General features: G+C 51.0%; 23 protein-coding genes. All 23 read right to left on the bottom strand.

The window, feature by feature from the left end; all coding sequences use genetic code 11:
* Positions 1–22: 22 nt before the first annotated feature.
* Complete coding sequence (locus EPE01S_RS20725; protein WP_062748972.1) at positions 23–628, bottom strand: tail assembly protein; 606 nt, start codon at positions 626–628, stop codon at positions 23–25.
* Positions 621–1,340: a C40 family peptidase gene (locus EPE01S_RS20720; RefSeq protein WP_062748970.1), complete on the bottom strand. Its 720-nt coding sequence runs from the start codon at positions 1,338–1,340 to the stop codon at positions 621–623. The genes EPE01S_RS20725 and EPE01S_RS20720 overlap by 8 nt, the downstream gene beginning before the upstream one ends.
* Before the next feature lie 2 nt (positions 1,341–1,342).
* Complete coding sequence (locus EPE01S_RS20715) at positions 1,343–2,080, bottom strand: phage minor tail protein L (protein ID WP_062748968.1); 738 nt, start codon at positions 2,078–2,080, stop codon at positions 1,343–1,345.
* 52 nt (positions 2,081–2,132) lie between these two features.
* Positions 2,133–2,474, bottom strand: a complete 342-nt coding sequence (locus EPE01S_RS20710; protein ID WP_062748966.1) for a phage tail protein — start codon at positions 2,472–2,474, stop codon at positions 2,133–2,135.
* A gap of 21 nt (positions 2,475–2,495) precedes the next feature.
* The gene (locus EPE01S_RS20705; RefSeq protein WP_072277503.1) at positions 2,496–5,006 is read right to left on the bottom strand and encodes a phage tail tape measure protein; all 2,511 of its coding nucleotides are present in this window, start codon (positions 5,004–5,006) and stop codon (positions 2,496–2,498) included.
* Between the two features lie 54 nt (positions 5,007–5,060).
* Positions 5,061–6,191 (bottom strand): hypothetical protein, encoded by a 1,131-nt coding sequence (locus EPE01S_RS20700; RefSeq protein WP_306304617.1) that lies wholly within the window; start codon positions 6,189–6,191, stop codon positions 5,061–5,063.
* Between the two features lie 152 nt (positions 6,192–6,343).
* On the bottom strand, positions 6,344–6,562 hold the full coding sequence (locus EPE01S_RS24205) for a phage tail assembly protein T (protein ID WP_444542311.1): 219 nt from the start codon (positions 6,560–6,562) through the stop codon (positions 6,344–6,346).
* On the bottom strand, positions 6,559–6,990 hold the full coding sequence (locus EPE01S_RS20695; RefSeq protein ID WP_062748961.1) for a phage tail assembly chaperone family protein, TAC: 432 nt from the start codon (positions 6,988–6,990) through the stop codon (positions 6,559–6,561). Before EPE01S_RS20695 ends, EPE01S_RS24205 begins: the two co-directional genes overlap by 4 nt.
* Before the next feature lie 54 nt (positions 6,991–7,044).
* Positions 7,045–7,542 carry a phage tail tube protein gene (locus tag EPE01S_RS20690; RefSeq protein ID WP_062748958.1) on the bottom strand — a complete coding sequence of 166 codons (498 nt, stop codon included), beginning with the start codon at positions 7,540–7,542 and terminating at the stop codon, positions 7,045–7,047.
* A 56-nt stretch (positions 7,543–7,598) separates the two neighbouring features.
* Positions 7,599–7,964 carry a DUF3168 domain-containing protein gene (locus EPE01S_RS20685; RefSeq protein WP_062748957.1) on the bottom strand — a complete coding sequence of 122 codons (366 nt, stop codon included), beginning with the start codon at positions 7,962–7,964 and terminating at the stop codon, positions 7,599–7,601.
* Complete coding sequence (locus tag EPE01S_RS20680; protein WP_062748996.1) at positions 7,961–8,446, bottom strand: HK97-gp10 family putative phage morphogenesis protein; 486 nt, start codon at positions 8,444–8,446, stop codon at positions 7,961–7,963. Before EPE01S_RS20680 ends, EPE01S_RS20685 begins: the two co-directional genes overlap by 4 nt.
* On the bottom strand, positions 8,439–8,771 hold the full coding sequence (locus EPE01S_RS20675; RefSeq protein WP_062748956.1) for a phage head closure protein: 333 nt from the start codon (positions 8,769–8,771) through the stop codon (positions 8,439–8,441). The genes EPE01S_RS20680 and EPE01S_RS20675 overlap by 8 nt, the downstream gene beginning before the upstream one ends.
* Positions 8,772–8,774: 3 nt before the next feature.
* The gene (locus tag EPE01S_RS20670) at positions 8,775–8,981 is read right to left on the bottom strand and encodes a hypothetical protein (protein WP_062748955.1); all 207 of its coding nucleotides are present in this window, start codon (positions 8,979–8,981) and stop codon (positions 8,775–8,777) included.
* A 73-nt stretch (positions 8,982–9,054) separates the two neighbouring features.
* Positions 9,055–9,381, bottom strand: a complete 327-nt coding sequence (locus EPE01S_RS20665) for a head-tail connector protein (RefSeq protein ID WP_062748953.1) — start codon at positions 9,379–9,381, stop codon at positions 9,055–9,057.
* On the bottom strand, positions 9,378–10,367 hold the full coding sequence (locus EPE01S_RS20660) for a hypothetical protein (protein ID WP_062748951.1): 990 nt from the start codon (positions 10,365–10,367) through the stop codon (positions 9,378–9,380). Before EPE01S_RS20660 ends, EPE01S_RS20665 begins: the two co-directional genes overlap by 4 nt.
* A complete protein-coding gene (locus EPE01S_RS20655) occupies positions 10,360–11,718 on the bottom strand; it encodes a phage portal protein (protein ID WP_062748949.1) in 1,359 nt (452 codons plus the stop codon). Before EPE01S_RS20655 ends, EPE01S_RS20660 begins: the two co-directional genes overlap by 8 nt.
* A 209-nt stretch (positions 11,719–11,927) precedes the next feature.
* On the bottom strand, positions 11,928–13,865 hold the full coding sequence (locus EPE01S_RS20650; protein WP_062748947.1) for a phage major capsid protein: 1,938 nt from the start codon (positions 13,863–13,865) through the stop codon (positions 11,928–11,930).
* 57 nt (positions 13,866–13,922) lie between these two features.
* The gene (locus EPE01S_RS20645; RefSeq protein ID WP_062748945.1) at positions 13,923–15,584 is read right to left on the bottom strand and encodes a terminase large subunit; all 1,662 of its coding nucleotides are present in this window, start codon (positions 15,582–15,584) and stop codon (positions 13,923–13,925) included.
* A 2-nt stretch (positions 15,585–15,586) separates the two neighbouring features.
* Positions 15,587–16,087 (bottom strand): terminase small subunit, encoded by a 501-nt coding sequence (locus EPE01S_RS20640; protein ID WP_062748943.1) that lies wholly within the window; start codon positions 16,085–16,087, stop codon positions 15,587–15,589.
* 171 nt (positions 16,088–16,258) lie between these two features.
* Positions 16,259–16,528 (bottom strand): HNH endonuclease, encoded by a 270-nt coding sequence (locus EPE01S_RS20635; protein WP_255210170.1) that lies wholly within the window; start codon positions 16,526–16,528, stop codon positions 16,259–16,261.
* Positions 16,529–16,621: 93 nt separating this feature from the next.
* A complete protein-coding gene (locus EPE01S_RS20630; RefSeq protein ID WP_062748939.1) occupies positions 16,622–16,819 on the bottom strand; it encodes a hypothetical protein in 198 nt (65 codons plus the stop codon).
* Positions 16,812–17,408 (bottom strand): hypothetical protein, encoded by a 597-nt coding sequence (locus EPE01S_RS20625; RefSeq protein WP_062748937.1) that lies wholly within the window; start codon positions 17,406–17,408, stop codon positions 16,812–16,814. The genes EPE01S_RS20630 and EPE01S_RS20625 overlap by 8 nt, the downstream gene beginning before the upstream one ends.
* On the bottom strand, positions 17,390–18,847 hold the full coding sequence (locus EPE01S_RS20620; RefSeq protein ID WP_062748935.1) for a glycosyltransferase family 2 protein: 1,458 nt from the start codon (positions 18,845–18,847) through the stop codon (positions 17,390–17,392). The genes EPE01S_RS20625 and EPE01S_RS20620 overlap by 19 nt, the downstream gene beginning before the upstream one ends.
* Positions 18,848–18,883 lie beyond the last annotated feature (36 nt).

The raw sequence follows: 18,883 nt of genomic DNA, 5'->3' as shown, positions 1-18,883 counted from the left end.
TGGCTTGTCTGCCTGATTGTTATTACTGCTGGTCGCTGGTAAAGCTGCCTGCGCTGATAATCGCGCCACCGATTTCCCTCTGGCCATACAGGACAGGCACCGGATATCCCATCGCAACCGTGTTTACAGGGGACCCGAATGCATAGTTAGGTTTGTTATCTGTGCTGGACGATGCCCCAATGTTGTAATTGGGCTGCGGGGTAAGCATCTGAATAACACCGCCCAGCGCCATGCTGATGCCGAGGCCGGTAAGCGCCGTTGTCACTGTCGAAGCTGTCACGCCCAGCACAGTAAATGATGCTCCAGCAGTGAAGTAAGCTGCTACCAGAGCTACTGCACCGATCACTATCTGAAGCACGCCGCCACGCTTCGACCCTTCAATAATCGGCTCCATACAAAACTCAGTGGAAGCAGAAGACATATCGAACTCCTGGAGGCCGATATTCTCTTTACCGCTGAAGAAGGCGAAGCGCACCCCGTTGAGATGGGCGTTAGACACATATTTTTTGAAACCCGGCACCTGTGAGCACATGGCGCGGATCAGTTCGCGCAGGTCTGCAACGTGGTAGCGGTGCACAGCTCCGAAATTCTTCGCCATGACGCCTTTTAACCGCATCGTTTTAAGCATTCATCAGCTCCCTGCGGCGCACAATGCGCACGGTTCGGTTGCGCCAGTAATCACCATACGGCACACGCGTGGAAAGGCTTTCTGAGTTGTGGTGTAGCATGAGGTTATCACCGACATAAATCGCCGCATGATTCGTTACAGGTGACTGCACGCGCATCATAATCATATCCCCCTCCCGCATATCTTCAGGTTCTACCTGCACGAAGCCTTCAGCCTGCCAGTTGTCGTCGTAGCGGCTTTCTTTGCCGTCATGCCACCACTCGTAATCAACCGACCAGTTATTTAGCACGATGCCGTGTTCCTGACGGTAATAATCCATTATGAGTGTCCAGCAGTCGGCATATCCAAGAACCCACTGCCGGCCAATTAATTCACGCTCTCCGCGAGGGCTGATAGTGCAGAAGTCACCGTCTGGCCATGACATGATCCCCCATTCAATGCCTGAATAATCGCACTGCACCCGGTCAAACTCTGTCGGGATAAGCTGCGGCACATCCGGGTGTGAATGAATAACCATCAGAATATCGCCCTTCGCCTCCGCAGCACGCTTATCATCCGGTGACAGTGTGAAGTCCTGGGTCGGGTCGTCTGCGATGTTCCTGCAAGCTATGTATGTCTGGTTCCGGCCTGACTGGATAATTAGACCGCAAGCCTCTTTCGGGTATTCCGAGGCAACGTGTTCACGTATGGCGGCCAGTAATTTTTCTCGCATCGCTATTTCCCCTGTAAATTAGCGGCAGGGAAGCCCCCGAACGATAGTGGCTTATCTTCACCGAACCGCGCCTTGCAATCAGCCATGCGCCCACCGCACTCGTCTTTTGACGGGTCACTAGTTGGCGATCCGTCTTTGGTGAAATACCGGGTCCCGGCGTAGTCGCACCCCGTTCCGGTGCGGTACCAGCCGCGTATGCACCACGTGCATACTGGCGTAATCTGCCGGGATGGAAGCTGCAGGCTCTGAATGTCAAAGGGTGAGCACAGTTCGAACTCAACAACGGAACGCGTCTCTGCAGTTTTGGCATTGACCAGGAAAAGCTGGACGCGTTCATCCTGGGGGTTCGCGTTAGGGTTTCCCTGAATCCAGTTAGCCGCATCGAGATATTTAGCCATCGTGGTGTGGATTTTCACTCTGGCTTTCACCAGGTCGTCAAACTGCAGGCAAAGTGCTGAGACGAAATTCCCCACATTGCTGACTGAAAGCTTTGGCGTTGGCTGTGCGCCTGCGCTGCTCATCTCCATCCCGGAAAGTTGGTAGGGGTGGGGATCGTATTCGTTTCCCTGCCAGATTATCGACGGAAGGTTTTCCCCGGCGAAAGATTTCCACCCGTCCGTAGGGAGGTTGTAAGCATGAAACCTGAGGACAGTATCCATGCCAAAATCGGTGCCATCGACCTCAATCAGCTGCACAAGGCTCCCCGGCTCCAGTTGCTGTATATCCTGTAAAAAAGGCATATTTCACCCATTAAAAAAGGGCGCATGCAGCCCTGTTAATTTTCCTGACTTATCACGGCGCAAATGCCTGTTCAAAGGTAAACGCGATTTCAACAAAATTTCCGTTGATGAAGTTAGGCCGGATAGAGTCCGGTTTAACCCGGTAAAGCTTTCGCTCACCCCATGGATTAACCCACCAGCACGACACTGTGACGTGTGACTTCAGAAATGCTCTGACTGTGGCCATCTCTGCCTTACTGCCGCTGCAGGTTACTGGCCACGACTCTCGGGCATCGTTGATACCGGTTCCGGCGACTTGCTTGTAGCCGTCTCCGAACTGAGCCTCCATAGTAGAAACCGTCAGTTCTTCGGTGGCACCCGTTCTTACGCACCATCCAAATTCGTCAATTGCCATAGCCCACCCGACCGTTAATTTTCACCCTTGTCTCCTGCCATACAGCAGTCCACCGGGCGACATTTGCATGCGTGCCCAGTCATTGATGGTTTTTTTCATCATGCCTTCCAACTGCTTGGCGGCATCAGTGGTATTTGCCGTGCTTGTTTCACCAGCACCACCTCCCTCGATGGTGATCGGCACACTGACTGAAATGCTTGGCCCATTAGCCGGGTTGCGGTTTATTGCTGGAGTAGTATTACCACCGGAGCCCATTGAACCGACGAGGCCCCCTGTTGCATATCCGCGCATCATGTCATAAAGGTTTTCAACGCCAATCCGCTCGGTGGCTTCTTTGGTGAAAACGAATTCGCCCTTGTGGACAACGCCAGCAGGTTCAAATTTGCCACCCTGCCCGGTGAATCCTCCACCGTCGAAACCTCCCACATACGCCTGATAACCGGTGCTCATTCCCATTGCCCCGGTAGACCCTGCACCTGCTGCCGCCCCGCCTGCCGCAGCGCCCCCTGCAGCGCCGCCTACTGAACTGACTATGCCACTGATAAGATTTACAGCTGCCATCTGAAGACCGATTTTCACAATCATCGATAGCACTGAAGTCATCCAGTCCTTCCAGCTGGCTTTATTTCCTATCAGCATATCCGCGACATTATCCAGAGCGCTACCAAGGCCATTACTCACAGCGCTCGCTGCTGATGCTGAATAATTGGATGAATCATCAAGCCAGTTCGCCAGACCATCACTCATACCGCTCATCCAGTCCGACTGCATCGCATCGACGCTTTTGTAATAGTCTTCCTGAATGCTTATGCGCTCTTTCATCGCGCTATTTAGTGCATCTGTCTGTTTGTCATAAAGGGATTTATCACCAGTTTTGGCATATTCCTGCTGGAGCTGTCGCTGTTGCTCAATGAATCCCCTCTGGATTGAAAGCATTTCACGGGACCGGTCACGTGCCCTATCTCCCATACCAGCACTGCTGGTATCAATACCCAAATCCTCACGAGCATTCTGGTTTTGGGCGTTGAGGTTAGCAACCAGCTCTGCCACTTTGGCGTTTTCAAGGTTGGCTTTTTTAACTTCATTCAGGCTGTCCACCTCCTGCGCCAGTTGCTCAAGTCTTTTCTGTTGTGAGGAATTAATTCCACTTAGCTTCCCATCAGCCAGATCGAACTGAAGTTTTTGAAGCTCAGTCACTTCATTAACTTTTTTCCCCGTCGTATCTATGAGAGCTATCTGGCGGAGGTAACTGGTTTCTGAAGCTTTAAATGCGGATTCAAGTTTTTTAGCGTTAGCATCAGGTTTGACTGTGCTTTTACCATTGGTACCACCAGCAGGAAGCGCGAAGTTCATCAGGCTATCAACTGAACCACTATTAACCGTGTCAGCTATTTTTATCGGCTTTTGCTTGCTCAGTTTTTCACGCTGTTGATAAAGTGTGTCCAGCTCGGAATTGACAGCTTTTATACTGTCATCCTTGCCAGTTAACCATCCGATCATTGACTGACTGGAACCATACATTCCTGTTGAGCGGCCGCTCTGATTTTTCTCAAGCCAATTAATCCTTTCCTGTACCTGTTCAGGATTGGATGTATCAATATTACCGCCGAGAGCAGCCATCCTGCTGTTTGATTTTGTAGCCAGTTCACCAGCTGCCGCTGCCGCTTTAATAAGCCAGGCGGCTAACTCAGCTACTCCCCCCACAAGGGTCACAATCCCCTGCAATACTGCGGGGTCTGTCAGCACCTCCCTTACTTCATCAAGTGATGACTGGAGCGGAGAAAGATCAGCCTTGGCCAGTCCCCCGGCAATCTCCATCTTGAGGCCTTTAACCTGCGCCTCCATATCCAGGAAGATATCATTTACCTTAACAAGGTCATCGATAGTTGCCGGATCAGGCGCAACACCATAATCTTTTGCGATACTGATAAACTTTTGCAGTTTTTCGTTGTTGTTGTCGAACAGCGGCAGCAGTTTAGACAGGTCATTACCGAGGCTTTCAAGGATGGTAACTTTTGCAGCGTTTGAGCTGATTTTTCCAAGCGCATCCCCGATAGCCAGCATCTGCTTATCTGGTGAAACCTTTGATAATTTTTCAGCAGACAAACCAAGAGCATTCAAAGCATCTACTGCTTCGCCGGATTTATTCAGAACCGCGTCACCGATCTTATCGCTCAGGTCTTTGAAAATGTCGGCCATGTTGTCGCCAGCCACACCTGCACGTTCAGCGGCGAACTGCCAGGCCAGCAATTCTTGGGTAGACATTTTCAGGGATTTTGCCCACTGGTCAGTTGATGCTATCTGCTGTGAAGTAGACTTCAGAAGATTAAATCCGGCAACACCGGCAGCAGCAGCTGTAGCCGCAGCAGCTGCGCCAATACCAGCAAGTGCAACCGAGGTCTTTTGCGCGTCTTCCTGAACCTGCTTACTCCATTTGGCTGATGCTCTTTCTGCCCTGTCCATGCCCGAAACAAACCCACCAACTTTTGCTACAAGATCAAGGGTGAGGGTACCTAGGGACTTGGAAGCCATATTTTCTCCATGCAAAAAAAAACCCGCCTAAGCGGGTTATTATTACAATTTTAATTACAATGCACTTTTCTTCTCATTCTCTAACTCAGATTCACATGCCGAGTTGTTATTAAAAGTGTATTGCAGGAAGATATAACCGTTCTGGCTACTGGGGGCTCTTGCCTCCATGCCTATCTCGATTAATTTACTCTTAATCATAGCGTCGCTTCTCTGTGACCATTCGGAGGTAAGCGCTCTCTCTTTCTTATTTAAAGACATCATCCAGTCTTGAGGTTCTTTCCATATAGAACCAGTCAATAAGAAATCAGAAGTCTTTCCAGGCCCGTATATAGAATTAAGCAACTCTTTAAGATCGTTGAACTTACCTTGCAATGCGATGCCAAAACTGTCGGTAGCTATATCACGACCGAGGGCTCTAATCTGGCACAAGCCTACTTTAGGGGAAATTAGCAAAGCATATTTCTCAAATGAATCACTCTCTTTAGGCATAGATTGTGCCAGGTAAAGATTTTTTGTTCCTTCTACCAGTACTAAAGGCTGCCCTATCATTTGTTCAATATTTATCTTGCTAAGCCCCTCTTCTAAACCAAATGGTCCATCCCCCGGGGGAAGGCTGGGTTCTTCCTTCTTAGCTGCCGTTGATGTTTGTGAGGAATTCGGAGTTTGCAAAGAGATATTATTCACCTCTGCCAGTCCGTATTTTGCTGATAAATATTTTTGCTCAAGCATAGCGAGCGTTTGCTCTTTTGTAGCGATCGCTGAAATTTTTAGTGCCAAAATTAAGCCACCGCTATACTGAGACGCTTCGCTTTTAGAATCTGAAATTTCTTTTTTTAATGATGTGATTTCTTTACTGATCGAATCAGCAAATTCATGATTAGGTTTTGTTCCTTTGATTGAGATGTCTATTTTTGCACCAGACTCAATAGCATTTATTCTCTGTTGAATGAGCGCCCTATTAGTTTCCAAAACTTGAATTTTAGCAATTACTAAGGACCTAATAAGGCCACCTGAATAGGTGCTTTCCTGCTCTTTAGAGTACGATATTTCTTCGTCGGTTTTTTTAAGTTCCAAAGAAAGGTTATCTACTTCTTTTTTCTCTTCTGGACTCAATGACTTAGGGCCACAACCTGCCAACAATACAGTTGTAATAACACAAGCTAATATAGTTTTTTTCATTTCCATAACCCCTACTGATAATTTTAGGAATAATCCTAAAGGGAAACTAATCAAATGGAAAGAAGAAAAACCGGAGAAAGAGTTTTATTGAAGATTAACGATAATTATCTTGTCCTTATCGCATAGTAATCCCAGCATGTGGTACATGCGATAACATGCTAGGTCCAGTTGCTCATAGCTTCTTTCAAGCTTATAGCTTCTTTCTGCATGTGAGGGGCGAAGTCAGTGATTTTATACGGTGGGTCATTCTGTCCACGGTTTACGTTGGCCAGCATGCTGGCTACCAGCGCAGCGCCCCACTCAGTTCGCATCATCGGGTTCAGGTTTCCGTAAGCGGCGCGGTACTTAGCCCAGATTTGATACTCCCTGAAACTCAGGTTTTCTCTGGCATCAGCAATGGTTCTTCCACCAATGCCGTTGAGGACGAGTTCACACCAGAACTCATCTTCGGTGCTGAGTTGGTAGTCTTTCCCAAATCATTTACCTCCTGGATTGCAACCAGAAGAGCAATGGTCAACTGTCCATCAAGCGCACCGCGATCGGCGTCAGCTTCACCGGTGATGTCCTGCGGTGTGAATACCGGACGGCCGGATTCGTCACAGACGCTGGCGGCAATGCGTCCGGCCACACCGTCTACCTTGCCAACATGGGCCAGTACATCAGACGTTGCGGTGTGATAACCAAGTGGACGGATGAACACAGTAGCGCTGAATTCTTCTTCGCCCTGCTTCCATGTGATTTCTTTTTCCACCGGACGCCCGGTGAATGCGCCAGCTTTCTTCAGTGATTCGAGAGTTAATTTCATTTTTCATCCTTTGGGGAAAATAAGAGCGTGACATGTCACGCCCATGGCTTTTGTTTAGCTGCCTGCGCCAGCCTTCGGGATCCACACGCCAGCACCTGAGCGCTGAATGGTGGCGGTCGTCTGCACAACCGTGTTGGCCTGGAAGTCAAACGGGAAGTCAGCAACGTAGCCTTTGAAGACATACCAGGTACGCGTATCCGGCAGGATCAGGCCATCAACTGCGCCAGGTGCGCCAGCAGCACCAACAGTTGGCTCGTCCTCCCCATCTGCCCAGCCAATAGCAAAGGTCAAATCATCCTGATCGGAGGATTCAGCGAGGTTACTGAGCATCAGGTGGCTGGCATTAGCCGGATCAGCGTTGAGCGTTGCAGATGCCTGTGCCGGGGTTCGAAGCCCTTTTTTGTAAGTGCGCGTGCTTCGCTCACTCAGACATGTGTCTTCAATCTGATCGGCGGGGTTACCGCCAGGTGAGAACGCGGTGATGCATTCGACCTCTCTGACCACGCCATTTGCGAGAACATAGAGTTGAGTACCTTGTGTCACGACTGACATAGTTTTCTCCAGGTAATAAAAAACCCGCCGAAGCGGGTCTGTTGTTAAGGTTTTTGTTATCGCAACACTATCCAGTCGACATCGAATGAATAGCGGTACCGTTTGGTTTCACTGTCCTGCTCCTGATCACCCCATCGGGTGATGTAAGCGCGGGGTTCTATCGCATCACGCAACGCGCGCGCCACGGCGATCACTTCACTGTCGGTGCTGGCATAGATATCCACCTGCAGCGTGTAACTGTCAGCATCCGGGCGCGTGCCCAGATAATTCTCTGGTTCGCCGGTGATGTTTTGCCATACTGCGTAGGGATATGTGGGAGTTTCAGGATTCTTCCCGAACGGGTACAGCCTTAACGTGGTGTCGCCCAGCAGAGCTCGGACATCAGCACTCGCTGCACAGGTAGTAAAAATTGGTGCAATCATCCGCCCCCCGCTTTCTTTTTGGCTCTTGCAATAGCCCGGTCAAGGGCTCTGTCATACTCACTGACGAACGTGGCCACAACCTCATTGACGCTTGACTCCCCGGCTGGCCTCATGATCGGTTGGGCTCTCATGTTCTCGGTGCCAAACTCGATCAGACGCCAGTGTGGCGTTGGTGAATTCTTGCTGAGTGAGGGATGGTTTTTAAGTTTCGCGCCGTACATCACGCCGACCCGGAATGCGAGGTCACCTGTGCGCTTAAACCGCCTGCCATCCCAACGCTGCGCGATGTTGTCAGCAATACTTCGGCCCGTACCGGGATCGTCGATTCTGGCAGCATTCGCTTTCGCTCTGGCAACAATGACGTTGCCCGCTTTACGAAGCGCAGCACGACCGCCTTTGTTTCTCAGGTCGTCACTTAGGGTGTCGAGCCGTCCCAGAAGAGTATCGATGCCAGTCAGCTTGAAGCTCACACCATCAGCCATCATTAACACCCTCTGAACACGGTAAAGTCAGGTATTCCCGACCGCTCACAGAATCAGGCAAAACACCTTCGATGTTATAAATCCGGTCACGGAATACGATTCGGTTGGCGTTCGTCAGCCCGAAGAGGTACCGGATAGTGATTCGGGTAGTGATTTCAGCCTGTGTTGCCTGTGCCGCGATAAATTCACGTGCAGATAAAGGGGCTACATCAGCCCATACCTTCTTCAGGTCTCGCCACTCAGTATTGACTGCGCCTGTTAACTGATCCTGGACGCTAACTTTGTGCTGCAGCGTGATCCGGTGGCGTAATTTTCCTGCCTGCATAGGCTACCCCCTGACCTTACCGCTCAAATACGTTGGCATCGGAAAATCCGGTGAATTGACTTCAATTTCTTCAGCAAACGTCTGGTAAAGAACTGCTGCAAGGGATTCATTCGACTCAGCCAGACGGTTTAGCGCCACTGTCTGCTCGTTTTGCGCCTGTGTCTGCTTCTGCATCGCTTCCAGCAGAGCGTTTACCTGTTGCTCGTTCATGGGCAATCCTCATCCAGTTTTTCAGCCACTCACGGCGGCGCTTACAGCCTTCACATGCCATTTGCTGAAAACCCTATACAATAGTTGGTCGTCGAAGATCATAAATAAGCATCGTCACCGCTAAAGGCAAATCACCTTTCTTTAATTTCTCCTCTTCTTCTCCCCCCCTGTTTCTGTCGAGATAGCCGAGCAAAACCAGAGTCGCGCTTTGCATGCGAACGAGAGGTTCACCATCTATGAGGGCACCGGATGCCTCGACGACTTTATCCCTGCTGCCCTGGATGTAACTGAGAAGCACGGCACTGGCACCCTGTATTTTTAAGGAAAGGTCCTGGTCCCCATAATCGTCATCAATACGAAGGTGATCTTTAGCCCTTTCGAGGCTGATGAGTTCAATCACGGTTTTACCCTCGCATCACGGCCGCGTTTAACGGCCAGCTTCCAGCCTTTTGAGCCTGATTCGCCGGGCTTATCCACCGTCTCTTCATGGCAATACCAGACAGAACCGCCCCAGGTAACACTGTCACCCGGCAGATATTTCTCACCTTCGCTGAAAATGTCGCGATAAATCATCACCGGAACGCTGAAGGTTTTCTCTGTCTTTTCGCCGCTGGATTTAATGGCGCTGACAGTGAAACTCCGCTCTTCCGACTGAGAGATATCGATTTCACTAATACCATCAACAAGGCACTCCCATCCGTTCATGCCAGTTGTTTTCTGATACGAACGCCACAGGCCGCCAAGATGGATGGCATAGGTACCGCGCGGATAAGATTTTTCAGCGTTAATCTCAGGAGCGATTTCAAGCTGGAGCGCATCTTTACCGTCTTCTCCATCCGTGCCATCTTTAGGCTGGGGGAGCTGTAAAACAGCATCCTTCACCATCTGCTCAATGTCCGGCAGCGGGGCGGGTTCTGGCAACTGAATTGCTGCGACAGACTTCTGAATCATTGCATCGATATCAGGTAACACTGGCGCTTCAGGCACCGGAATTTCAGCAACGGCATCCTTCACCATCTGCTCAATGTCCGGCAGCGGGGCGGGTTCTGGCAGCTGAATTGCTGCGAAAGACTTCTGAATCATTGCATCGATATCCGGCAGAACTGGCGCTTCAGGCACCGGAATTTCAGTAACGGCATCCTTGACCATCTGCTCAATGTCCGGCAGCTCCGGCGCAGCAGGAACCTCAATCAGTGCCAGTACGGACTTGGCTATGGCCTCTTCGTCCGGCGCTGAATGCTGTAACTTCTCAATAATGCCTTTCAGCGATTTAATTTCAGCTGCCTGCCCCGCCATGGCTGCTTCATGACTTTTTTTCAGAGCTGCAAGCTGCTCTTTTACTACCTCACTGACAGCCTTCAGCAGTGATATGTCACGTTCATTCATGGTTTAGCATCCCTTTCAGCATTGCTTTGACCATGAAATGCTCCTGCTCGGATAGAGCCTTGCTGCTTTCATCGTCAATGGGTGGTAGCGGATTAGTGGCCGGTTCAGATTTAGACTTACTTCCGAACGGGTCGTCGCTGGCATCCCTTTTAGCCAGGGCGGACAGCGCATAGTTTTGCTGCTGCAGGTACGGCGTATCGCCCCCTTCAACTGGCGGCATATTTTCGCTTTTGCGTGCCTGATTTGGGGTGAGGAAACCAGCACCGATGCCTTCGCTGTAGGTTTTATAACGCCCTTCAGTGTCCATGCGGATCAGTGTATTCAGGTCGAACTCCACACCGGTCTGGGCGTCAAGGTCTAAGGCCTCATCCAGCAGAAGCTCAATGCCCTCAATGTGGGTCTGGAGACACTGTGAGTAGTAACCCTGGTCGAGAGCCTCAATATTGTTAAAGGACGGCGTGGAGGCCGTGTTTACCTTGTAAATCGGCACATGGAATGTGGCGCAGATGATTTCAGCGGTCAGCTTGAGCTGCTCAACCATCTGTGCATCAACGGCAGTCATGGCTATAGTGACAAAGTCGGCACCATCTGCAAGCAGGGCTGTTTTCCCCGCATTAGCACCGGAATAACCCTCGTCCCAGTTCTGCTTAATTTCCCGCGCCTTCTCACCATCAACTGCTCCGGGGACCTTGATAACCCCACCTGGCTTTCCACCATTTTTAAAATGGTTGGCGGAGTTGGTGAGGATGGCATCCCCCTGCATGGCTGTTAAACCACACGCATAAATAGGCGATAGCCCACAGAGTGGATGGAAAAAGCAGTTGAAGCGGTCATGGATAATTTCACGCGCGGGTACCATCACTTGCTGCTCAATCCCGTGAACGTTATCAGGACGCACCTGATAGAAAATCTCCCCATCGTCGGTGACGTAGGGGGTGACCTTGTTGGGGTCAAGAACGCGCAACTGCCTGACCTCTCCACTAACATCACGCAGTTTCAGGACATACGTATTTCCATCAGAAAGCTTTGAGTTCATCCAGCACTCTACAAACTGCATGCGTGTCTGGAAGCTATTTGGCTTCCTCAGTAGCGGTGAAATCATGGGGTCAGCGTGATCGGCCCATATCCCGCTACCCAGCTTCTTTTTCAGCTGCAGAGGCATTTTGGCAATGTCTGCTGAGATGAGTGAAATACAGGAGAAAACTGCGTGATATGCCAGCACTGTTGTGGTGTCCACCTCAATGTTTCTCTGCCACGCCCCCGTAAATGACTCAAAAATTCTGCGCCAGCTGCCATTATTTGCAGCCTGAAGCGCCTTTTCCTGCTTTGGCTTTTTGCGGAAACCGAACATTGGCAGCTTCTCCCGGGCTTAATTCTTTTTCTGGCTCTTTGCCTTCTTCTCGACCGTATCAATAAATTCGACATAGCCGGTTAAGCGGAGAACCTCCGCGTGATCGTCACGCAGAAAGCGTTTCTCACCTGCATGTGCATCGTGAGTGTTTTTTAAATAACGAACCTGTTTCATAAGCCAAGAGCGGGGATTTCTCCCCGCATCTCCTTTTAGCTACCAGCGCTTGCGCCGTAGTTAACGCCAGTGATAACGGCGACTGCTGCGGTACGGCGTCGCTTCCAGTTAATCCAGCGTTCGGCGCGGATTGCCACGCTATTTGTCTGGAACATGGACACCATTTCTGTTGGGTTTGGTGTGACGCTATCTCCGGTCGGCTCGCTCTCCATTTCAAGGGAGGCCTCGCGAGACATATCAACCGCAACACCACCATCATCAGCAAGGTAAATATCCGGAGCGTTCACCAGCACCAGAAGATTACCTACGTATTGAGATACGATAGCCGGAAGGCCTTCAAAAGTACCACCGAACATATTCATGTCCGGATATTCCTTCTGTCCCAATGGATTTTTACGTTTTGACAATGCCAGAGCAGTCGTGCTGGACATTAGCCAGACCCCACCAGTAGGCTGAAGATCAGCGTTGATGAATACCTGGAACGCATTGGTGCTATCAGTATCCGGATCGCCTGAGCTAGGAATCTGAGTTGCGCCGTTGGTAATTGATGCTGGTGATACATCCTGAACCGCGGCTTTGGATGGGTTAACAAAATCCTGGTCCAGACGAGCAATTACAGCTTCTGCCAGTTGGTCACGAACCATGGCATCTGCCGCTGGATTTGAGAAACGGATAAGCTCATCAGTGATAACCGCAATTGTCGCTACCTTGGAGAAACCGAATGTTACCGATTCGAAGTCAAAACGGGTAAGTGGCTTGGCTTTACCCTGACCCACCCAATTTGCAGAGCCGCCAGATGTTTGAGCATGGATACGAATATTAAATGGTACTTTGCGCAGTTGAGGAATGCTGCCCTGGCCAAACTGGCCGATAATTGTTTTTGGGCGCAGAAACTCAATAAAATCTTCTGCATATTCCTGATATTCAACCAGGCTACCAGCCCACTTCGGGTCGGTGGTCGTACCCGCCCCTACTGCCGACTTAAGTACGTGATGCAGCTTTGCGTCACGCGGATACTGGCGCTTCGCAATTTCCAGCGCCTCTGAACGGCTACCATTAGCTGCGGCCAGAGATTTAGTGAAGCGTGCAAACGCAATCCCCTTTTCCAGCGGTTTTTCAACGTGGATCACCGCAGGAGCGCGATTGTCGGTGGTGTTTACCACCGTACCACCCGCTGCTTTCTGAACCGGTTGAGCCGTCGAGGCTTTAGTCGATTCCATGTCACGCAGGCGTGCCAGGTGAGCATCAACGGATTTAATTTCAGCGCTCACCTCGTCATATTTTTCTTCTTCTTCCGCATCAAGCGTGCGGCCTTCATCGAAAGACTTCGACATAACCGACTGACGCTCTGCATCGAGGGTAGCGCGCTTGGTTTCGAAAGTTTTAATCTGCTCGGAAATGTTCATTTTGAATCCTTTAGTCTGAGAGTTTTTTTGTGCTGTAGCGCCAGCAGATTTTTCGGTTTTCGACGCGATTTGCGATTTGCCTGACGCGGCACGCAGTCTCTCGTCGATAGATTTAACGGTCTGTATGGTGCCTTCGGCATTGGCCGGCACCGTTACAACGGAGAGTTCGTACCACTCCCAGCTGGTATATCGGATGCCGCCCTCATCGATATAGGCGTATTCAATTGGCCGAAAGCCAATCGACAATCCCTTAACAAGGCCAAGACGGATGCTCTGCCATGCCTCTTCAAGCCTGGCGGCAAGCTGGCTCGGTGAGTCCGCCTTTGCCAGGGTGGCTTTAATTTCGATTCCTTCTGCCGTCACCTTCGCGCTGGTGACCTGCCCGACAGGAGACTGATGGTCGTGCTGCCAGAGCAGCGGGATGGGTAATTGAAACTTTGCCCCCTCGGGCATCACTATGTCGCCATAGCGATCCGGTGAAGGCGTTGTCGCAATACCCGTGATTTCCCGCGTATCCTCGTTGACCGCCTTAACCTTAAGAAGGCTGACGGCGTGCTGATTCTTCATTTCCCTTTCTCCAGAAACGAAAAAACCCGCCTGAGCGGGTCGTTGAGAGCGGAATTTCTAAATGAAAAACACGCTGTAATCTTTTTTGGTTGCTGACGGGTTCAGTGCCATCAGATAGATGGCGTTAAAAAGTGCCATTAACGGGTCAATCTTACCGATCCCGCTGGCCCCCTTTGTTACCAGTGGAGCATTGCCACTGATGACGACTTTTGCATTACCCACGCACCAGTTCATCAGAGGCTGAGGTGCATGCCTGAGTGCGCCTTCGGCAAGTTTGCGCTCGGTCGTCTTACAGGCACCGCCGAGTCTCCATCCCTGGCTGACGCCAACAACTGAATCCTGAGGTATGCCAGCATCGATCAGCGTGTCCAGCAGCACTCCGATGCCTGCCGGGTCCATGCCTACTTTATCCAGCAGTCCGGCCTCATAAATCTGCGATACGTACATCGCCACTTCATCGGCGTCATCGCCAACCTTTTTAACGATTGTCAGATCGCCCTGCTTCTCAAAATCCCTCAGCTTGCTTTCTTCGCTTTTGCGACGTTCCAGAGCCTTAACGTGGCACCAGGCATGGGACCAGGTGAGCCAGTCGCGGGTTTTGCTATCCCGCCCGGTGATGGACAGCCCAAGCAGATCGTCAAGACCGCCACCATCAATGCCAACGGTAATTACCTCGCACCGCGCAAGAATCTGTTTGAAAGTTACTGCCGGGTCCGCCTGCACCTCCCAGAACTCGGCCCCAGCCCAGCGGTCGTTGCGAAGGTTCATGCCGATCTCAACGTTCAGATGCTTGGCAAGAAACTTACGCAGACTGCCCTCATCTTCCTGTGAGCGCTTCAGGTACTCATCATCCAGCCATTCTTTACTGACGGAGCGGCCCATATTTGGATTGGTAATGTAAAAATTATCAGGATTGCGGAATCCGTCATTTTCAACCATATCCGGCGGGAACTCGTAAAGGATGCCGAGCGTTTTCCCGTCTTTTATCACTCCGTCCCGGACGTTGCGCCAGTAATCCAGTTTCTTTTTGAATACGCCAGCAGGGGGCTCATCGCTCTGCGTGGTGAGGTAAATAACCCATCCCTCATCTCGTGATACCTGTCCACCCAGTGCCTCAATGAACATTGCATCAGCTTTGGCGTTTTTACCGAAAAGCCACAACTCTTCAACCAAGATGCGACCCGCTTTTTTACCCGATACTGTATCGCTGTCTGCGGCTACCACCTTCAGGCTGTTGCGGTTGACGCGGTGCGTGATCGTGCGAATGTGGTCCTGGACATGAAACAGCGCTGAAAGTTCTTCATCTTCACGCACCATGCTAGCCGCTGGCTTGAAGCAGTTGTCGGCAACTTCTTTGGTTGGTGCCAGAATCAAATGCTCCTCGTCAGCGCGCCAGCAGATAATCAGAGCCGTCAGCATAATCCCGGCCGCAATTGTCGACTTGGTGTTCTTCTTGCTAATCAGCAGGCCGTATTCACGGATAAGCTGTTTTCCAGTGCGCTGGTCATAACCACCAAATATTGCCAGGACGAAATCAAATACCCATTGTTCTGAGCATTCCCCGAAAGTGGGCTTGCCCGGCAGGTCAGTAACCTTGAGCTCTTTGAATATGGAGAGCGCATGCTGACCGGAATCTGTGAAAATAGGCGGCGGGATGATTGACTGCCGGTTTACCAGCCTGTCAGCCCAGTCAATACAAGCAGTGGACCATTCCGGCATTTCTATCTCCCGTTATTCACAATGAGCTGAGGCGGAGCCATGCCCATAAACTTGCTGGCGACTGCCTGTGCTGCAGCCTGCTTGGCATCTTTTTTGCCGCCCTCACCTTTTTTAGCGTGAAGATATGGAAGCATGGCCTTGGCGGCATCTTTGCGAGTATTGATGTCTTCTCCGTCGTCATTCATAACCGACTTCAGAAACTCCAGCGGATCATCATATTTATCAGCGTCGATGACGATTTTCGGAATCGGTTCTGATTCAGTTTCGGCCTTAGTGTTTACCGCTGGGGTATTAACTTTTTTTCCATGAGTTGGCAGGTCATCGACTTCGATTTTTTCTTTCGATTTACGGGCAATAAAAGCGATGACTTCCGGGTCTTTAGCAAGCTGCGAACCCTTGGAACGTGCGGATTTCTCAGAATATCCAGCCTTTATTGCCGCATCTTTTTTTGACATACCGGAAATCAGCGCCAGAGCGAATTTTCGCTTCTGGGCTGTTAACATGTTTATACCCTCCAAAGGGAGATATTTTCTGTGCGTGAGAGGGGGGGCGGTTTCGTAGGGGATCGTCCTGAAACTTTTGGACTACCCCCCCACTCTCAAATGATAATTGATATCATTCACATCGAAATGATTGCAGGTGAAACTATTTTTCATTGTTAATGATAACCACTCTCATTTTCCTGTCATGTCGGCTTTGGTCTTCTTGCGGTGACACCCTTCCGCTCCACAACAAAGTATTTGGCAGTTGTCGTCAGTGTCTTCACCACCCTTGAAGAGTGCGACCTTGTGATCCAGCTCGAACCCATGTGGGTACTCTGTCAGGCGTCCGCAATCAGCACAGAAGGGGTTAGTCTTCCATAACCTCTTGCGCCGCTCCTGAAGCTTCCAGCCTGTTATACGGGTATCCGCTACGGTCAACGGCTTTAGCCTGCTTGCGTTCATCACTGAAAGCCGGGGCTTCATTGTTTTTAGTCTGGCCATTACATTACCTGATGAGACAATCGACATGATTGGTCGATTAAGGTTGGTATAGCGTCATACCTCAATTCTTATTGGGTTCTCGGCTTCTTCCTCTGTGATGCGGAATGTCGCCGTTAATGTTGGAATGGTCGTAGGGTCAGTGTCGATCACCGTTGACAACTGACACTCTATTAAATCGCCATCTACGGCAATGCCGTAACCTTTGAAACACCCCGATTTATAAACCTTTGCTATCTGAAACTTCTTACCCATGGTTGATCCTCCATGCCCTGCGGCGTTCAATGCGCGGGGTGTTGTCGGGGTGCCGCTCAACCGGCAGACCATCTGCATGATCCACCAGTGAGTAGCACGGATAGATGACCTTGCGGCCAAGAGCATCGCCAACGGCATAGTCAGCGGCCTTTGTCCGGTTCCAGTTCTTCAGGATTGTGCTGATGCCGCTTTGTGGTGGGCTATAGCATACGCCGTGTATTAGCCTGTCCATCGTGATGTAATCGCCCTGCTTCTTATCAGCTTCAATCAGGCTGGCGGCTATCTGCATCTGGTATTGTGGTGGTCTCCCGGTGCCGAGATAGAACGAGCAAATGTTATCAGGAAATTTATCCACCCATTCCTGAGCCAGTGACTGGAAGCCAGCAACAGGCTGCGCATCATCTTCGATGACAACCACCCTGCAATCCTGCTGGCCTGCCCACTCGATTGCGCGGCGGTGATTCCAGTTAGCTCCATTGCCCTCTTCATCAATCAAAAGGTGAGCGTCCAGTTGTTCAGCCAGGCGCTTGGCCATATCGCGGCGTGAGTGGTGACCGACAACCACAATCTTTATTTGTGCTGCCACCATGCGAACTCCTTGCCTGTGCCGTTGGTCTTGAACACTGTATTGATACGTGGGCCGGTAACCAGCTTGTCGCGCTGCTGATAACCCACGATGCCGAACGCGATCATATCGCCCACGCATGGCTTACCTTTCTCTTTGCCCCAGAACCGGTTTGACTCGGTGCGGTACCAGATACGGATGATCGCATGCGCGTATGCCATTACATCCTCACGCGTACCACCGAGCAGGCCAGCGTTAAGCATCAGGTCATTGCGATGTGCTGCAATGAACTCAGCGTAGGGCCGCTCCGGGTGATTGGTAGCAGCCCATGCGTCAGCATAGGTCTTTGGCTCCGAGCCGACATAGATTCGGCCAGTCTCCATCTCTGCCCATGGTTCGCGCAGCATCTCAACGTCCGTGCCATCGGTACACCAGACGAACCGGTATTCAGGATGGTCACGCAGGTACTGGTAAATATGCAGCCAGCGCCGGAAGTAGACATTCATCGCCACATCAGGCACCCGGTGAATGGTCGCCTCGTTCGGTGCGGTCGGCAGCTCGTCAGCCAGCACTTCAGCATCAGCACCTTTAATTGATGCAGCCCACTTACTCAGCAGGTCAGGTGAAGCTGTTAGCTTAGTGCCACGCTGTGGGTCAGGCTGGCTTGTCAGTAGCGTAGTGATAACCACGTTACGCTGGCTGCGATAGCCCGCATATCCGGCATAACCACTTTCGCGGCGCTCGTTGTGAATCGCCACGTTGCGCTTAACCAGTGCTTCGCGGTCTGGCTTCGGTACAGAGCGGTCCACCGCTTCATGCTCGTCCAGGGAATAAATCAGCTTTTCTGAGCCAGCTACATCAGCAAAGGCCCAGCTTGTTAACCCGGCGTTATGGATGCGCAGCGCAAGGTCAGAGTGTTCATACATGCCACGACCGTAAATCGGGTCGAAGCCACCGACCTTCTCAATTGCTGAGCGGTGGTAGTAAAGCATCACGCCGCGCTGCCCGGTGTAAGCGATGTGCTTATCGTCCTGGTACAGCACGGTGAGATCGTTAAGTTTTCGTGGACCAACCAGGTCAAGGAACTGGTAAGAGAGGTGCGGCTCGGGTGAGTCGATGTAAGGCCGTTCCCATCCACCAGCTATAGGCCATGCGTCATCGTCCCACAAAAACAGATGTTCGCATCCGGCATCAATGAGAGCCTCAAGGCTGTCGTTCTTCGATGCGACAATGCCGCGTGACATGTCACAGCGAATCAGCCGGACATAATCAGGCACCATAACGGGCTTTGACGAACCGTCATCAATCACAACCACTAGCGCACCGGCCGGAAGATAACGCAGCTGATGTTCCAGCGCTTTATCCAGCACCGCCTGCCTGTTATGTGTGGTGATAGCTATCCCGATGCTTGAGCTTTGCTTTGTAACCGGGGCGTAAGCTACGCCGTTGATCACCACTTCCATATTTACCTCAATAAAAAAACCTCCCGAAGGAGGTTA

This window comes from Erwinia persicina NBRC 102418, from assembly GCF_001571305.1.
Lineage (GTDB): Bacteria > Pseudomonadota > Gammaproteobacteria > Enterobacterales > Enterobacteriaceae > Erwinia > Erwinia persicina.
Note: the sequence above shows the minus strand (reverse complement) of the source record. Positions and strands in the feature narration are given on the sequence as shown.

Excerpts from the sequence above, each read along its gene's own strand:
- EPE01S_RS20725 (WP_062748972.1), bottom strand. The coding sequence starts at position 628 with ATGCTTAAAACGATGCGGTTAAAAGGCGTCATGGCGAAGAATTTCGGA.
- EPE01S_RS20720 (WP_062748970.1), bottom strand. The coding sequence starts at position 1,340 with ATGCGAGAAAAATTACTGGCCGCCATACGTGAACACGTTGCCTCGGAA.
- EPE01S_RS20715 (WP_062748968.1), bottom strand. The coding sequence starts at position 2,080 with ATGCCTTTTTTACAGGATATACAGCAACTGGAGCCGGGGAGCCTTGTG.
- EPE01S_RS20710 (WP_062748966.1), bottom strand. The coding sequence starts at position 2,474 with ATGGCAATTGACGAATTTGGATGGTGCGTAAGAACGGGTGCCACCGAA.
- EPE01S_RS20705 (WP_072277503.1), bottom strand. The coding sequence starts at position 5,006 with ATGGCTTCCAAGTCCCTAGGTACCCTCACCCTTGATCTTGTAGCAAAA.
- EPE01S_RS20700 (WP_306304617.1), bottom strand. The coding sequence starts at position 6,191 with ATGGAAATGAAAAAAACTATATTAGCTTGTGTTATTACAACTGTATTG.
- EPE01S_RS20695 (WP_062748961.1), bottom strand. The coding sequence starts at position 6,990 with ATGAAATTAACTCTCGAATCACTGAAGAAAGCTGGCGCATTCACCGGG.
- EPE01S_RS20690 (WP_062748958.1), bottom strand. The coding sequence starts at position 7,542 with ATGTCAGTCGTGACACAAGGTACTCAACTCTATGTTCTCGCAAATGGC.
- EPE01S_RS20685 (WP_062748957.1), bottom strand. The coding sequence starts at position 7,964 with ATGATTGCACCAATTTTTACTACCTGTGCAGCGAGTGCTGATGTCCGA.
- EPE01S_RS20680 (WP_062748996.1), bottom strand. The coding sequence starts at position 8,446 with ATGGCTGATGGTGTGAGCTTCAAGCTGACTGGCATCGATACTCTTCTG.
- EPE01S_RS20675 (WP_062748956.1), bottom strand. The coding sequence starts at position 8,771 with ATGCAGGCAGGAAAATTACGCCACCGGATCACGCTGCAGCACAAAGTT.
- EPE01S_RS20670 (WP_062748955.1), bottom strand. The coding sequence starts at position 8,981 with ATGAACGAGCAACAGGTAAACGCTCTGCTGGAAGCGATGCAGAAGCAG.
- EPE01S_RS20660 (WP_062748951.1), bottom strand. The coding sequence starts at position 10,367 with ATGAATGAACGTGACATATCACTGCTGAAGGCTGTCAGTGAGGTAGTA.
- EPE01S_RS20655 (WP_062748949.1), bottom strand. The coding sequence starts at position 11,718 with ATGTTCGGTTTCCGCAAAAAGCCAAAGCAGGAAAAGGCGCTTCAGGCT.
- EPE01S_RS20650 (WP_062748947.1), bottom strand. The coding sequence starts at position 13,865 with ATGAAGAATCAGCACGCCGTCAGCCTTCTTAAGGTTAAGGCGGTCAAC.
- EPE01S_RS20645 (WP_062748945.1), bottom strand. The coding sequence starts at position 15,584 with ATGCCGGAATGGTCCACTGCTTGTATTGACTGGGCTGACAGGCTGGTA.
- EPE01S_RS20640 (WP_062748943.1), bottom strand. The coding sequence starts at position 16,087 with ATGTTAACAGCCCAGAAGCGAAAATTCGCTCTGGCGCTGATTTCCGGT.
- EPE01S_RS20635 (WP_255210170.1), bottom strand. The coding sequence starts at position 16,528 with ATGAACGCAAGCAGGCTAAAGCCGTTGACCGTAGCGGATACCCGTATA.
- EPE01S_RS20630 (WP_062748939.1), bottom strand. The coding sequence starts at position 16,819 with ATGGGTAAGAAGTTTCAGATAGCAAAGGTTTATAAATCGGGGTGTTTC.
- EPE01S_RS20625 (WP_062748937.1), bottom strand. The coding sequence starts at position 17,408 with ATGGTGGCAGCACAAATAAAGATTGTGGTTGTCGGTCACCACTCACGC.
- EPE01S_RS20620 (WP_062748935.1), bottom strand. The coding sequence starts at position 18,847 with ATGGAAGTGGTGATCAACGGCGTAGCTTACGCCCCGGTTACAAAGCAA.